This is a genomic window from Roseovarius marisflavi (assembly GCF_900142625.1).
GTDB classification, from domain to species: Bacteria; Pseudomonadota; Alphaproteobacteria; order Rhodobacterales; family Rhodobacteraceae; genus Roseovarius; species Roseovarius marisflavi.
This window is the reverse complement of the sequence record NZ_FRBN01000005.1, coordinates 20,157-35,215: the sequence shown is the minus strand read 5'-3', so window position 1 is coordinate 35,215 and position 15,059 is coordinate 20,157. Positions and strand designations below refer to the sequence as shown.

The following is a 15,059-nucleotide window of genomic DNA, read 5'->3' as shown; positions in this document are numbered from 1 at the left end:
TTGATGACAGCCCCGTTTGACTATTTCGTCGTGTTTGCAGAAATGCGCACAGGATCGAACTTTCTTGAAAGCAACCTGAATGCCTTTGACGGCATTGAATGCCATGGCGAGGCGTTCAATCCGCATTTCATCGCCTATCCCAATAAGACCGAGGTTTTGGAGGTGACGCAGGCGATGCGCGATGGCGATCCGGGGCGGTTGATCGAAGCGATAAAAACCCGGTCAGACGGCATTGGCGGTTTTCGGTTCTTTCATGATCACGATCCGCGCGTGCTTGATATTATGCTGGACGATCCGCGCTGCGCCAAGATCGTGCTGACCCGGAACCCGGTCGATAGCTATGTGTCGTGGAAAATTGCCCAGGCCACGGGCCAGTGGAAGCTGACCAACGTCAAGCGGCGCCGCGATAGCAAGATCGCGTTTGACGGCATGGAGTTTGAACGCCATGTCGGGCGGCTTCAGGAATTTCAGGTGTTCCTTTTGAACCGGTTGCAGCAAAGCGGACAGACCGCGTTTTACGTGGCCTATGATGATCTCCAAAGCCTTGAGGTGATGAATGGGCTGGCGCGCTATCTCGGCTGCCCGACGGTTCTGGAAGCGCTTGACGACTCTCTGAAAAAGCAGAACCCAAGCGGGCTTGAAGACAAGGTTTCCAATTTTGACGAGATGGAGCGCGCGCTTACGGGGCTGGACCCGTTCAATCTGACGCGCACCCCGAATTTCGAGCCGCGTCGCGGGGCTGCCGTGCCGGGATTTGTCAGTGCGGCAAAGGCGGCGCTGCTTTATATGCCGGTGCGCTCTGGCCCCGAAACCGAAGTGCAGCACTGGCTTGCGGCGCTTGATGGTGTGCCGCCGGATACCTTGCCGACCAAGCTCAACCAAAGGGCGCTGCGCCAATGGATGCGACGCAAGCCGGGGCATCGCCGCTTTACGGTTCTGCGCCATCCGGTGGCGCGCGCGCATGCCGCCTTCTGCGCCAAGATTCTGGTCAAGGGGCCGGGCTGTTATCGCGATATTCGTAAGACGCTGCGCAATTTCCATAAACTTCCGCTGCCCGGCGGCGAGTTGGGCGAAGATTATGATCGGCGCGCCCACCGCGAGGCCTTTGTTGCGTTCTTGACCTTTCTCAAGGCCAACCTTGCCGGTCAGACCGGCATTCGGGTTGATGCGCATTGGGCCACGCAGGCCTCGGTTCTGGAAGGGATGGCACAATTCGGGTCACCTGACATGGTGATCCGCGAAACCGAAATGAAAGGCTATCTTGCCGCTATGGCGCGTCAGGTCGGCTATGCCAAGCCACCGGTGCCGCCGCAAGCGACGGGGGATCGGCCGTTTGATCTCTCCGAGATTTATGATGAAGAGATCGAGGCCCTGGCGCGTGACGTTTATCAGCGCGATTATATTACTTTCGGATTTGGTCGCTGGGCCTGAGGCGTTGATTCTATGGATCAGGCGGCCTGAACCACCTGCGCTTCGGTCACGATCGCGTAAAGCGTGACGGGATCACTATTGGCGCGCAACTTGGCACAAAGCGATGTATCCCGAAGGGTCCGCGACACAAGCGCAAGTGCTTTAAGGTGCTCAACCCCGGCATCAATCGGGGCGAAAAGCGCAAAGGCAAGGTCAACCGGCTGACGATCAACGGAATCGAAATCAATCGGCTTGTCCAGCACCACCAGAACGCCAACCACATGGTCAAGCCCCTCTAGGCGGGCATGCGGAAGAGCGACGCCATGGCCCACACCGGTTGGGCCAAGGCTTTCGCGCTCCAAAAGCGCCTCAACAGCGGCGGAATGCGGAACGCCATAGGCAGTTTCCGCAATCAAACCCAGATCTTGCATGAGGCGCTTTTTGCTTGTCACGCCTGACAGAGCGCGCACTGCCTGAGGGTTGAGGATCATAGGAAGTTCCATTAACTGTGCCGCCCAAACAGGCGATTTGCATCACCCGTTGCCCTGATTTACGGATCAATCCAGCCTATATTGCCATCTTCCCGGCGATATACGACGTTGACCGCTTCTTTGCCTTCATTGTGAAAAACCAGAACCGGGGCGCCTGCTAGCTCCATCTGCATGACCGCCTCACCAACCGAAAGCGATGGAATCTTGGTTTCCATCTCGGCGATGATGATCGGTTGCAGGCTTTCAGGCTCTGATTCCGTTCCTTCACTGTCTGAAGCGAGGATATAAGAGGAAGCTCCAGAGAGTTCAACCGGCTGCGGACGCTCTTTATGGTGGTCTTTCAGTCTACGCTTGTACCGTCTGAGTTGTTTGTCCATTTTTTCGCAGCACGCATCAAATGCCGCGTAGATTTCATGCGCCTTGCCGTTAGCCTGTGCCGTCAGGCCGGTGGACAGATGCACGATAGCTTCGCACTTAAATTCGCTGCCCGTTTTGGAAAAGAATACATTCGCATCGGTCGGCCGCCCGGTATATTTATCGACAACTGTTCCAAGCTGTTCTTTTACATACACCTGAAGAGCTTCGCCAATATCGATCTGCCGTCCGCTGATTTGGTAACGCATCTTGTCTCCTTTATTTGACAAACCTCGAGTAGCACGGCGCACCTGCGCCAGGTTTTGTGCTAGTTCGGGATGCTGATAATCGACATATGTTGAAATTGTCCGAAAGCAGGCCCTTGTTGCGGGGACCATTCAAAGAACAGCGCGAGTTCAACACATGTCATAACTCAATTGACGCGCTTTCTGGCGGTCTTGTCAATTCAAATTGAGCGGATCACACTGGGTTTCGGCATCAAAGGGTTGGCGTTAAGAGATGCGGAAATTATCGCCAAGATAGACGCGGCGCACGTTTTCATTCTCGACCACGTCCTTGGGGGTTCCGGACATCAGGACCTTGCCGTCGTGCAAAATATAGGCCCGATCAACGATCTCCAGCGTTTCGCGCACATTGTGATCGGTGATCAGAACACCGATGCCGCGTTTTTTCAGGTCGGCCACCAAATGGCGGATATCGCCAACCGAAATCGGATCGACCCCGGCAAAGGGCTCATCCAGCAAAAGATACCGCGGATTCGCCGCCAGGCAGCGCGCAATCTCGACCCGGCGGCGTTCGCCTCCCGAGAGGGCAAGTGCGGGCGCACGGCGCAGATGTTCGACCGAGAATTCCGACAACAGCTCTTCCAGCCGCTCGCGCCGCTTGTGGCGGTCACTTTCGGAAATATCGAGGATTGCCATGATGTTGTCTTCTACCGACAACCCGCGAAAAATCGACATTTCCTGCGGCAGATAGCCGATTCCAAGCTTGGCACGGCGATACATTGGCAGGTTGGTGACATCACGCCCGTCGATAAAGATATGCCCGCCCTCGGGATAGATAAGCCCGGCGATGGCATAAAAGGTCGTGGTTTTCCCCGACCCGTTCGGCCCCAAAAGCGCTACAACCTCACCCTGTTCAAGCGACAGCGAGACATCACGGATGACCACCCGCTTTTTATAACTTTTGCGCAGGCTCTCTATCCGCAGCCCGGTGTTTTCATGCGCAAGGGTCAGGTTAGGTGCGTTCACGGCTTGCCTTCCGGTTGAAGCAGGGTTTTGACCCGTCCGCTAACCTGTGCGGTTCCTGCGGTCGTATCCACAATCAGGGTGTCGCCGGTGATGGCGTTATCGCCCTGGACCAAGAGAACATCGCCCTGCATTCTGATCATGCCGGTGACGATATTATACTCGGCGCGGGCGGCCTCTGCGGCATCCGGCCCACTGACCACTGTTACGCCGCCGGTCGCCTCAAGGCTCTCGATCCCGGATTGATCCTCTAGATAAACCACCAGAACCCTTGGCGCTGAAAGCCGCATTTCGCCCTGTCCAATCACCACGTTGCCGGTAAAAACCGCAGTGTTGTCATTTTGATTGACGTTAAGGGTCTCCGAGGTGACCTCAACCGGCAGATCGCGATCCCGTTGGGTGCTGCCAAAAGCGACCAGTGCGCCCTGCGCTGCGGCAATCGCGGGCAGGCACATCAAGAACAGCCCGGTCACAAATATCATAATTCTGGGCACGTAGGTCATTCCTTGGCGGTTCCGGGGTGGTATATCAGTTCGACGCCGCCCGTGAAAACCAATTCCGGCTCTTTGCTCTCGTTATTGTTCTGTAAAAGCATGCGTCCGGCCTTGATCGAGCCGATCGACCCCTCTGCGCTGATCGGCCCCCGGCTTTCAGCATGGATTTCATCCAGTCGCGTATCAAGCCGGTCTGTCGCCACCACGTAACCGGTCGAGGTGACGATATGTACCCGACCTTCAAGATGGGCCGTTAGGTTATTGAGGTTCATTTGCGCATGCAGCGAGGTGATATTGACAACTGTACCGTCAAAAAGCGCCATGCGCGCCATGATGTTCTCAACCAAAAGCGTCTCGGGTTCGTCGTACTCGGGTCGCACGGTATCGGCGGTGAACAGGATTTCGTCGCCCTGTTGGGTCACCCCGGAAAAGCTTGGCTTGGTTGCACCCTGGTCCTGAGCGCGCTGTTCAAGGTCGATCCGGGCGAAGGGCGCAGATTGCGTTGGGTCAATGGTGCGCGAGATAAGAAACAAGGTTGATAACAACCCAAGCGCCAGCATTGGCAGGATGATCTTCATCCACGCAACGACCTGCGAATAGGTGTTATCTGAGCGCGCCATCAGTGGGCAAAGATATCGGTCTCGGGCCATCCCGCAAGATCAAGGCGCGCGCGCGTCGGCAGAAACTCAAAACAGTTTGCCGCCAAGTCCATGCGGCCTTCGCGTTCCAGCCGCACATTCAGCGCCTCGCGCAGGCGGTGCAGGTAAAGAACATCCGAGGCGGCATAATCAAGCTGTGCGTCGCTCAGCTTGGGCGCGCCCCAATCCGAGGTTTGCTGTTGCTTCGAGATATCAACGCTCAGCAATTCCTGAAGCAGGTATCTGAGGCCATGCCGGTCCGTATAGGTACGGATCAGTTTGCTGGCGATCTTGGTGCAATAAACCGGCGCCGCAAGCGCACCAAAGGCGTTGTACATCGCCGCGATATCAAACCGGCCATAGTGAAACAGCTTGAGCACATCCGGGTTTTCCAGAAGTGCCGCCAGATTGGGTGCGCTGGTCTGGCCTTTGGCGACCTGCACCATATGGGCGTTTCCATCGCCACCGGACAGCTGCACAAGGCAAAGCCGGTCGCGATGCGGATGAAGCCCCATGGTTTCACAGTCGATTGCCACGACAGGCCCAAGATCCAGCCCATCGGGCAGATCGTTCTGATAGAGATGGTTTGCCATTTGATGTCCTTGCGCCCGGATGAAAAAGCATGGGCTTAGATAATGAACCAGCCTTGTGATTAAGCGTTTTGCCGACACCCCTCAACCCGACATTTAGCCACTGGGCGGGGGGAATTCCAGTAAACACATATCAAACTGTCGCCAAAGGCGCTTGCGGTTGGGCCGTTGCTCGGCCAGAAAGTGGGTTAGAATGACAAAGGAGTGCCCCCGTGACACAGGTCAATCAGACCGCCGATCGCGCCGCCGATTACCTTGCGCGCCGCTTGTACGAGGCCGGGTGTCGCCACGCGTTCGGCATGCCGGGGGGCGAGGTTCTCACCGTGATGGATGCGCTGTCGCGCGCCGGGATTGAATGCGTTCTGGCACGCCACGAAAACGCCGCCGCCTTCATGGCCGAAGGCGTATGGCATCGCACCGGCGCGCCGGGGATTCTGATTGCTACATTGGGGCCGGGGGTTCTGAACGGGGTCAACGCGATCGCCAACGCCCATCAGGATCGCGTTCCGCTTATCGTGCTGTCGGGCTGTGTCGATGCCGACGAGGCGCTGACCTATACCCATCAGATTCTGGATCACGAGGCCGTTTTGCGCCCGATCACCAAGGCGACCTTTCGCCTGACCGCCCAAGGCGCCGACATCATCGCCGACAAGGCGATGGGCATTGCGCTTGAGGGGCGGCCCGGCCCGGTACATATCGACGTGCCGATCAGTGTGGCCGACACCCGCGTGACCCTGCCGATCCTGCGCCGTCGTCCGATGGCCGAGGTGATGGTGCCCGCGCCGGGCGAGGGTCTGGCCCGTGCGCGCGGCTGGCTGGCCGATGCCGAACGCCCGGTCATGATCGTCGGCCTTGACGCGATGAACGAAGGTGCCGGTCCCGATATTACCGCCCTTGCCGAGCGCCACGGCATTCCGGTGATCACCACCTACAAGGCCAAGGGGCTGATTGATGAAACCCACGCCATGGCGATGGGGGGGGCGGGCCTCTCGCCGTTGGCCGACGGGATCATGGTGCCGCTGGTCAAGCGCGCCGATCTGATCCTCTGCGTTGGCTATGATCCGATTGAAATGCGTCCCGGCTGGCGTGAAATCTGGAACCCGGCCAAGGTGAACGTGATCGACATCGCGGCGGTGGCGAACCATCAGTACATGCATCAGGCGACGATGAATATCGTCGGCGACTCCGGTGCCAGCCTGCGCGCACTTTGCGATGGCGTTGCCCCGCGTGCCACATGGCCCGGCGGTGAACCGGCGGCGGTGCGCGCCGCTTTGGCCGATGCCTTTCCGCAAGACGATGACTGGGGCGCGGCGGGCGTGATCGCCGAGGCCCGCGCGACCCTTCCCGCCAACACGATTGCCACCTGCGACAGCGGCGCGCATCGCATTCTCTTGTCGCAGATGTGGACCTCTTACGCCCCGCAAGCGCTTTTGCAATCGACCGCGCTCTGCACCATGGGCTGTGCCGTGCCGCTGGCCATGGGCGCCAAGATCGCAGAGCCGGATCGCCCGGTGGTAAGCTTTTCCGGCGATGCCGGCTTTCTGATGGTCGCGGGCGAGCTTTCGACCGTGGCCGAGCTCAAGCTGCCGGTGATTTTCGTGGTGTTTGTCGATGCAAGCCTTTCGTTGATCGAAAAGAAACAGCGCGAACGCCAGATGGTCAATCTTGCGGTTGATTTCGGCCACCATGATTTTGCGGCGATTGGCCGGGCCTTTGGTGGCAATGGCGTGAGCGTCAGGTCTCGGGCCGAATTGCGCGCAGCGCTGCAAGACGCGCAAAAGGCCGATACCTTCACCGTGATCGCCGCCGAAATTGATCGCGGGTCTTACGATGGCCGAATCTAAGGAGCCCCCCATGCCCGGACCGCTTGACGGCCTTGTCGTTCTTGATCTCAGCCGCATTCTTGCGGGGCCGACCTGTACCCAGTTGATGGGCGATCTTGGCGCCGAGGTGATCAAGATCGAAAGCCCCGGTGGCGATGACACCCGCACATGGGGCCCGCCTTTTGCGCTTGATGGCGAGGGTAAGCCGACCGATCTTTCGGCCTATTTCATGTCCTCGAACCGCAACAAGAAATCCGTCGCCCTCGACCTCACCGATCCTGCGGCGCAAAAGGCGCTCTATGATCTTGCCGGGCGCGCCGATGTGGTGATCGAGAATTTCAAACCCGGCGGCCTTAGGAAATACGGGCTTGATCACGACACGCTTTGCGCCGCTTATCCGGGGCTTGTCTATTGCTCGATCTCCGGCTTTGGCCAGACCGGCCCGAACCGCGACAAACCCGGTTATGACCTCATGGCGCAGGGCTTTGGCGGCATCATGAGTATTACTGGCGAGGCTGGCAAAGAACCGATGAAGGTTGGCGTTGGCGTGGCCGATGTGGTCTGCGGGCTTTATGCCACGGTGGGTATACTGTCAGCGTTGCGTCACCGCGATGCCACCGGCGAGGGGCAACATATTGATATCGCGCTTGTCGATGCGACCATGGCCTGGCTGGTCAATCAGGGTTTGAATTACCTCACTTCCGGCGTGGCCCCGACGCGGGCGGGTAATGCCCATCCCAATATCGTGCCCTATCAGGTATTCGAGACGCGCGATGGCTATGTCATTGTAGCGGTCGGCAACGATAGCCAATTCGCGCGTTTTTGCGACTATCTGGGGCGGGGCGAATGGGCCAGCGACCCGCGGTTTGCCACCAATGGTGCGCGCCTGACCCATCGTGACACCCTTGTTCCGGACATTGCCGAGATTCTCGGCGCGCGCGACACCGACCATGTCATCGCCGGGCTAGAGCTTCGCAAGGTGCCGGTCGGGCCGGTCAACACCATCGAGCAGACCCTTGAATCCGATCAGGCAAAGGCGCGCGAGATGACCGTGACCCTGCCCGCGCCCCAGACCGCCAAGGGCGAGGTGCGCCTGTTGGGCAATCCGCTCAAGTTCTCGCGCACCCCGGTGAGTTACCGCAGCGCGCCGCCCGGCATCGGCGCCGATACGGACGAGGTTCTGGAGCGGATCAAACGCGGTCTGTAACCCGCCCTCTCGCCATAGTGATTTGCCCCGCAGCGCCCGCCGCGATAGCCATGCTCGCGAAAGCGAGGGCAATGCTATGCAACGATTTCTAAGCATTCTGGCGATTCTCGGTTTGGCCGCAGGCAGCGCACAGGCGCTTGAGCCGCGCGACGGCTGGGTGGTGCACGACACGGCTAAATCCTACGGTGATCTGGTTGAGGCTGTGCGCGACGCAGTCAAAGGCGCCCCCATCGCGATTGTTACCCAGGCCAGCGCGTCCGACGGCGCGCGCATGCAGGGCCACGAGATACCTGGCAACCGGATCTTCGGGCTTTATCGCAACGATTATGCCCGCCGCATGCTGGCCGCCAGTGTCGCCTCGGGCATCGAAGCCCCGATTCGCATCTATGTGACCGAAGACGATGATGGCACCGCGAGCCTGAGTTACCGCACGCCCACCGTGGTCTTTGCCCCCTATTTCGACGAGGGTGGTGATGCGCTGCGCGATTTGGCGGAAGAATTGGACGGTGTTTTTGAAAATATCGCAAAAACCGCCATTTCCGAGTGATTTTCGGGCAAAGCATTGCTGACTCTGCTCGCGTTAGGCGGGTTTGTGCCGATTTTGCAGCGCCTTACACGTGAACACCTGCCCGCTACTCGTCACATTCGTTAAAGACTCGATAACGTGTTGGTGAGGTGCGCCTTCGGCATGTTGCTGACGTGTTAAATAGCGGGCTAGCTGATCAAGAACTTACTGCCGAAAGGAAATCGGGCCATGCGTAATGATCAATTCGGGTACGAGGTGACCGTATCATCGCCTGTCGCCGCCGAGGCGTGGGACAAGATGGTGCTGGCGTTTCTTGCTCATGGCGCGAGCACCCCTGAACATCTTGGCACGGTTTTGAAAGAGGCGCCCGATTTTGCCATGGCCCATGCGGTCAAGGGCCTGTTCCTTCTGATGCTCGGACGCCGAGAGCTTATGGATACCGCGCAAGAGGCCTATGCAGCGGCCCTTGTCGGCGCCGAACGCGTGGTGCCGAACGCACGCGAAATGGGCTTTGTGCGCGGCCTTGGCGCATGGCTTGAGGGACGGCCAAGCGAGACGATTCAGGAGATGGAAGCGATCCTTGCCCGTTGGCCCGAAGATGCGATGGCGATGAAGATAGGCCATGCCACCCGGTTTATCCTTGGGGATTGCAAAGGCATGCGGGCCTCGATCGAGGCGGTTTTGCCAACCTATGACGCCAAGAACCCGGCACGCGGCTATCTGTTTGGCTGTCATGCGTTTTCGCTTGAGGAAACCGGCGAGTATAGCCGCGCCGAAACCGCCGGGCGCCTTGGGTTGAGCCTGTCGCCCGATGATGCCTGGGGGCTGCATGCGGTGGCGCATGTGTTTGACATGACCGGCAATGCGCGCGCGGGTCTAAGCTGGCTTGACGGGCGTGAACATGCCTGGGCGCATTGCAACAACTTTCGCTATCACGTGTGGTGGCACAAGGCCCTGATGCACCTTGATCAGGGCGAGATCGATGCGGTGTTCGACCTTTACGATACCGAAATCCGCAGCGATAAAACCGACGATTTCCGCGACATTTCCAACGGCAGCGCGCTTTTGATGCGGCTTGAACTTGACGGCATCAATGTCGGCGACCGCTGGGAAGAGCTTGCCGATATTTCCGAGCGCCGCACCGAAGATGCCTGTCTTGTGTTTGCCGATCTGCATTACCTCATGGCGCTTATCGGCGGCGACCGGACCGAGGCCGTCAGGCGCATGATGGGGCGGCTGCAACGCGATGCCCGCAACACCACCGCCGACGAGATGAAGGCGCGGCTGGCAACACCCGGCCTATCGGCGGCAACGGGGCTTGAGGCCTTCGGGGAAGGGGACTACAAGACTGCGTTTCTTAACCTTGGACGGGCAAGACGATCCATGCAACTTGTTGGCGGCAGCCATGCGCAACGTGACGTCTTCGAGCGCCTGACAATCGATTCCGCGATCCGTGGCGGGTTTCTTGACGATGCCGAGGTCATCTTGCAGGAACGCCTGACACAGCGTGCCGGCCGTCTGGATGCCTATGCCAGTGCCCGGTTCGATCTTATCGCCGAGTCCAAGGGCGGTTGGAAACAGGCAGGCCGCCTTCCGGCCGAGTAAGCGCTTAATTTCCACAAAGGAGCCGACACCGCATGACGAGTGTTGCCGACCCGGCCATGACCCATAGCCGCTCACCTCAGGCCGTTGCCGCACCCGTGGCTTCGACCCGGGATATCCGTCTGGATTTCTTTCGCGGGATCGCGATGTTTATCATTTTGTGCGCCCACACCCCGCGCAATTTCTTCACAAGCTGGATTCCGGCGCGTTGGGGGTTTTCCGACGCCACCGAGATATTCGTGTTCTGCTCTGGTATGGCCTCGGCCATTGCCTTTGGGCGAACTTTTGATCGCGCCGGTTGGGCCTTGGGGACGGGTCGCGTCGGGCACCGCGTCTGGCAGGTCTACTGGTCGCACATCTGCATGTTTTTCGCGATTGCCACATTGCTGGCAGGGATTGATCACCTTGGTGATTTTGACAAAACCTATATCGGCTCGCTGAATCTGTGGAAATTCTTCGAGGATCCCGGCCCCGAATTGGTGGGGATATTCACCCTCACCTATGTGCCGAATTATTTCGACATCCTGCCGATGTATATGGTGATCCTGGCGATGATGCCGCTGATGATGGCCCTGAGCCGGGTCAGCCTCTGGGCGGTGGCGGGCGTGATCGCGCTGATCTGGGTGTTTGCACAGCGCTCGGTGCTTGAGGTGCTGGGCCTCAGCCATCTCCACCTCGGCTTTCCGGCCGAGCCGTGGTCGGACCGCAAGTGGTTTTTCAACCCCTTCGGCTGGCAGCTTATCTTTTTCACCGGCTTCGCCTTCATGCGCGGCTGGATTCCGAAACCGCCGGTGAACCTTGTGCTGCTTGTGGTGGCGGCGGTCATTGTGATTGCCAATATCCCGCTGTCCAATATCGGTGTGCGAGAGTTCGGCTTTGACTGGGCGCGCGACTGGCGTGTCGGTCATCGGGGGCTCTTCAACAAATCCGACTTTGGCATTCTGCGATATACACATTTTCTTGCGCTTGCCTACCTGTGCTGGGTCGCGGCGGGCGAGGGTGGTGCGCGCCTCAAGGTAAGTGGCGAGGGCATGCTTGCGCGGCTCTGGCGCGGCCTTTTGGCGATGATCCTAAAGGTTGGACAGCAATCGCTCGCGGTTTTTGTGTTCTCGATGTTCTTTGCGCGCCTCTCGGGCTTTGTGATGGATCAGGTCGGGCGCACCACCTGGAACATGACGCTGGCCAATTTCGTCGGCTTTGGCGCGTTGATTGTGGTGGCCTATACCGTTGCGTGGTTCAAATCGCACCCTTGGCGGGTGGCGAAATGATCCGTCGTGACCTCTTGAAATCCGTTGCGGCCTTTGCGCTTTGCCCGGCGTTTGCCCGCGCCGATGAGGCGGCACCTACGCCGTTTTCCAAACAGGGGTTGGTTGACCTTGCCCGCGATGTGGCACGCAAACCCTATGCCAAGCGCGCAACCGTGCCGCAGGCCTGGCAGGATATGTCTTATGACGAATACCGCTCGATCTGGTTTCGCAGCAGTGATGCGATCTGGTCGGATACCGATTATCCGCTGCGCCTCGATCTGTTTCATCCGGGCCTTTATTTCCCGAACACGGTTGAGGTGAACCTTGTCGAGGATGGCCAAAGCCGCGTTTTGCCGTTCGATTTCAGCCTGTTTGACAAGACAGACATGGCGCCCGACCTACCGCTTGACGGGCATCTTGGGTATTCCGGGGTTCGTCTGCGCGCCGAGCTTGAAAAGCCGGGGATCTTTCAGGAATACGCGGTGTTTCAGGGCGCAAGCTATTTCCGGGTGATTGCCCGTGATCTCGTGTACGGGCTGTCGGCGCGTGGGCTTGCCGTTAATACCGCCGCGCCCGAGGGCGAGGAATTTCCCGATTTCACGCGGTTCTGGATCGAACGCCCCGCCATGGGTGCGACCACGCATAAAATCCATGCGCTGATGGAAAGCCCCTCGGTGACCGGGATTTATCACTTTGCCCTGCGCCCGAATGGCAAGGCGACCGATGTCGATGTAAGTTGCACGCTGTTCCCGCGCGTCGAGCTTGGCAATATCGGGATTGCGCCGCTGACATCGATGTTCTTTTTCGACGAAACCAACCGTAACCGGTTTGATGATTTCCGCCCCGCTGTGCATGACAGCGACGGGTTGAGCGTGCTCAATGGCCGGGGCGAGATGATCTGGCGACCCTTGGCCAATCCGCGCGACGTGCAGGTGTCGAGCTTTGTCGATGAAAACCCGCAGGGCTTTGGCCTTGCGCAACGCGAGCGCCGTTTTTCCGATTTCGCCGATCTTGAGGCGCTCTATCACAAGCGGCCCAGCGTTTGGATCACGCCGGGCGAAGATTGGGGCCGGGGCGCGGTTACGCTTGTGGAAATCCCGACCGACAAAGAGATTTACGACAATATCGTCGCCTATTGGCGCCCGCGCGATCCGCTCGCTGCGGGAAGCGAGCACAGCTTTAGCTATCACATGACCTGGGTCGATCAGATCGAGACCAAGAAACCAGTGTCGCAGGTTCTGAACACCCGGATCGGCAGGGGCTTTACCCATGGCGAGAAAAAGGTGGTGGCGATAGATTTTGCCCCGCACGAGGCGCTACCCGATGACCTTGAGAATCTTGTGATCCACGTCAGTTCGAACCGGCTTGAGGTGTCCGAAGGGCTTGTGCAACGCAACCCCGATACCGGCGGGCCGCGGCTTGCGTTTTCGTTTCAGCCCGGCGATGTCACTGCGGCGGAACTGCGCGCGCAACTGTTCTATCAGGGGCGCTCGGTGACCGAGGTGTGGTTATACCGATGGACCGCCTGACCCCCTTTCCAAACTCGGCGCATATGCCGCCGCCAAGCCCGATGGCCCACCCGGTTCAGAGCCTGCGCCGCGCGCACCGCGACCCGCGCGCGCCCGGTTGGGTGCCGGTCGGGCGCTTTTGGTGGCGCCGTGCGGCGGCGTTCCTGCCCGCCATTGCCACAACCGGCGCGCTTGGCATGGCCTTTGCCGATTGGTTGTCGTCCGGGGGGATGTGGTGGCTTGAATGGGTGCTTTTGGCGCTGGTGGTGGTCACATTCTTCTGGATCGCTCTGGCGGTTGGTACGGCGACGCTTGGGCTGGCCTGTTATGTTATGCGCAAAACTGCGGGTGCGCCCGCCCGACCGGCGCCGATGACCGTTGCCCTTTTGGTGCCGATCTATAACGAAGACCCCGCCGAAGTCTTCGGCAATGCCTGCGCCATGGTGATGGCGCTCAATCAGGCCAGAGCCGCCCATAAATTCGATCTCTTCATTCTGAGCGATACCCAGGATGGCGCCATTGCCATTGCCGAACAGCGCGCCTTTGCCACGCTGCGCGCCGCTCTGCCGCCGGGCGCAGGGGTCTGGTATCGCAGGCGCGTGCAAAACACCGAACGCAAGGTTGGCAATATCGCGCAATGGCTTGAAAACTGGGGCGCGGCCTATGGCGCGATGGTGGTTCTGGACGCTGATAGCCTTATGAGCGCCGATGCCCTTATCCGTCTTAGCGATGAAATGGCCGCCGATCCCTCGGCCGGGCTTATTCAATCGGCGCCGCTTGTGGTCGGCTCGGATACCCTGTTTGGCCGGATGCAGCAATTCTCGGCCTCGGTCTATGGCAGGCTTCTCAGCGAGGGCCTCGCCGGCTGGACCGGCCCCGAGGGCAATTACTGGGGTCACAATGCCATCCTGCGCACCCGCGCCTTTGCCGATTGCGCCGGCCTGCCGCGCATGCCGTCGCTTTGGGGCAAGGGCAACCTGATCCTGAGCCATGATTTTGTCGAAGCCGGGCTTTTGCGTCGCGCCGGTTGGGCCGTGCGGTTCATGCCGTCAATCGGCGGCAGCTATGAAGAGCCGCCCGCGACCCTGATTGATTACGCGCTGCGCGACCGGCGGTGGTGTCACGGCAACCTGCAACATCTTAGCCTGTTGGGCACGCGCGGCTTGCATGCGGTGTCGCGGTTTCACCTGTTGCATGGCGCGATCAGTTACCTTTTGTCGCCTGCCTGGTTCGGGCTTTTGGTGATCTGGGCGCTTTTGGGCAACGGACCCGATAGCGTGATCACCTATTTCTCGGTCGAGAACCCGCTTTATCCGGTTTGGCCCGAGATGAGCCAAGTCAGCTCAGTTCTGATCCTTGTGTTCATGTATGGCATGCTTCTTGCGCCCAAGGTGATGGGCGCGATGGCGCTTGGCCTGACCGATGTGCGGATTGTGCGGTTTGGTGGCGGGGCGCGGTTTGTTTTGTCTCTTGCGACCGAAATTGCTCTGTCAATCCTGTTTGCCCCGATCATGATGGTGCAACAGCTGGTGGCGGTGCTGCGTACGGTGATCGGCGTCCGGCCAACCTGGTCGCCACAGGCCCGCAAGGGTGGCACCTATGGCCCGGCAACGGTGCTCAAGTTTCACGCGGTTGAAACGCTTAGCGGTGCGTTGCTTGGGGTTGGCATGCTGGCGGGTATGGTCTCGCTCTGGCTGTTGCCAATCGCGGTTAGCCTTGTGCTGGCGGTGCCGCTTTCGATGGTGTCGGGTGCGCGGCTTGGATCTCGACGCGGGCTGCGCCACCTTATGGCAACGCCCGAAATGCTTGAGACGCCGCCAATTCTGAAACTGGCCCGCTCTCACCGGGCGCTGTTTCAGGACACAATACAACCTCCTATCGCGGCGGAGTAGAGTCCCACG

14 protein-coding genes are annotated in these 15,059 nt (G+C 59.5%); 8 read left to right on the top strand and 6 right to left on the bottom strand.

The window, feature by feature from the left end:
• Positions 1-3 precede the first annotated feature (3 nt).
• Positions 4-1,431 (top strand): sulfotransferase family 2 domain-containing protein, encoded by a 1,428-nt coding sequence (locus BUB78_RS06550; protein ID WP_073196311.1) that lies wholly within the window; start codon positions 4-6, stop codon positions 1,429-1,431.
• 17 nt (positions 1,432-1,448) lie between these two features.
• On the opposite strand, the gene BUB78_RS06545 is transcribed toward BUB78_RS06550, so the two are convergent.
• The 6 genes from BUB78_RS06545 to BUB78_RS06520 all read right to left on the bottom strand — a co-directional run bounded on the left by BUB78_RS06545 (position 1,449) and on the right by BUB78_RS06520 (position 5,248).
• On the bottom strand, positions 1,449-1,913 hold the full coding sequence (locus tag BUB78_RS06545; RefSeq protein WP_073196309.1) for a PTS sugar transporter subunit IIA: 465 nt from the start codon (positions 1,911-1,913) through the stop codon (positions 1,449-1,451).
• 47 nt (positions 1,914-1,960) lie between these two features.
• Positions 1,961-2,524 (bottom strand): ribosome hibernation-promoting factor, HPF/YfiA family, encoded by a 564-nt coding sequence (gene hpf, locus BUB78_RS06540; RefSeq protein WP_073196307.1) that lies wholly within the window; start codon positions 2,522-2,524, stop codon positions 1,961-1,963.
• Between the two features lie 243 nt (positions 2,525-2,767).
• A complete protein-coding gene (lptB, locus tag BUB78_RS06535) occupies positions 2,768-3,526 on the bottom strand; it encodes an LPS export ABC transporter ATP-binding protein (protein WP_073196305.1) in 759 nt (252 codons plus the stop codon).
• Positions 3,523-4,026: a lipopolysaccharide transport periplasmic protein LptA gene (gene lptA, locus BUB78_RS06530; protein ID WP_073196302.1), complete on the bottom strand. Its 504-nt coding sequence runs from the start codon at positions 4,024-4,026 to the stop codon at positions 3,523-3,525. Before lptA ends, lptB begins: the two co-directional genes overlap by 4 nt.
• Entirely contained in the window at positions 4,023-4,637 is a 615-nt protein-coding gene (gene lptC / locus BUB78_RS06525) for an LPS export ABC transporter periplasmic protein LptC (protein ID WP_073196299.1), read from the bottom strand. Before lptC ends, lptA begins: the two co-directional genes overlap by 4 nt.
• Complete coding sequence (locus tag BUB78_RS06520; protein WP_073196297.1) at positions 4,637-5,248, bottom strand: ribonuclease D; 612 nt, start codon at positions 5,246-5,248, stop codon at positions 4,637-4,639. The genes lptC and BUB78_RS06520 overlap by 1 nt, the downstream gene beginning before the upstream one ends.
• A 209-nt stretch (positions 5,249-5,457) precedes the next feature.
• Here BUB78_RS06520 and BUB78_RS06515 point away from each other — a divergent pair, with 209 nt between their 5' ends.
• The 7 genes from BUB78_RS06515 to mdoH all read left to right on the top strand — a co-directional run bounded on the left by BUB78_RS06515 (position 5,458) and on the right by mdoH (position 15,050).
• Positions 5,458-7,089, top strand: coding sequence for a thiamine pyrophosphate-binding protein (locus tag BUB78_RS06515; protein WP_073196294.1), 1,632 nt, complete (start codon positions 5,458-5,460; stop codon positions 7,087-7,089).
• A 10-nt stretch (positions 7,090-7,099) separates the two neighbouring features.
• Complete coding sequence (locus BUB78_RS06510; RefSeq protein WP_073196601.1) at positions 7,100-8,275, top strand: CaiB/BaiF CoA transferase family protein; 1,176 nt, start codon at positions 7,100-7,102, stop codon at positions 8,273-8,275.
• A gap of 76 nt (positions 8,276-8,351) precedes the next feature.
• On the top strand, positions 8,352-8,822 hold the full coding sequence (locus BUB78_RS06505) for a DUF302 domain-containing protein (protein WP_073196292.1): 471 nt from the start codon (positions 8,352-8,354) through the stop codon (positions 8,820-8,822).
• A gap of 207 nt (positions 8,823-9,029) precedes the next feature.
• Positions 9,030-10,406 carry a tetratricopeptide repeat protein gene (locus BUB78_RS06500; protein WP_073196290.1) on the top strand — a complete coding sequence of 459 codons (1,377 nt, stop codon included), beginning with the start codon at positions 9,030-9,032 and terminating at the stop codon, positions 10,404-10,406.
• A 32-nt stretch (positions 10,407-10,438) separates the two neighbouring features.
• On the top strand, positions 10,439-11,671 hold the full coding sequence (locus BUB78_RS06495; protein WP_073196288.1) for an OpgC family protein: 1,233 nt from the start codon (positions 10,439-10,441) through the stop codon (positions 11,669-11,671).
• On the top strand, positions 11,668-13,179 hold the full coding sequence (locus tag BUB78_RS06490) for an OpgD/OpgG family glucan biosynthesis protein (protein WP_073196286.1): 1,512 nt from the start codon (positions 11,668-11,670) through the stop codon (positions 13,177-13,179). Before BUB78_RS06495 ends, BUB78_RS06490 begins: the two co-directional genes overlap by 4 nt.
• Positions 13,167-15,050: a glucans biosynthesis glucosyltransferase MdoH gene (gene mdoH, locus BUB78_RS06485; RefSeq protein WP_073196284.1), complete on the top strand. Its 1,884-nt coding sequence runs from the start codon at positions 13,167-13,169 to the stop codon at positions 15,048-15,050. The genes BUB78_RS06490 and mdoH overlap by 13 nt, the downstream gene beginning before the upstream one ends.
• The last annotated feature ends 9 nt before the right edge of the window (positions 15,051-15,059 follow it).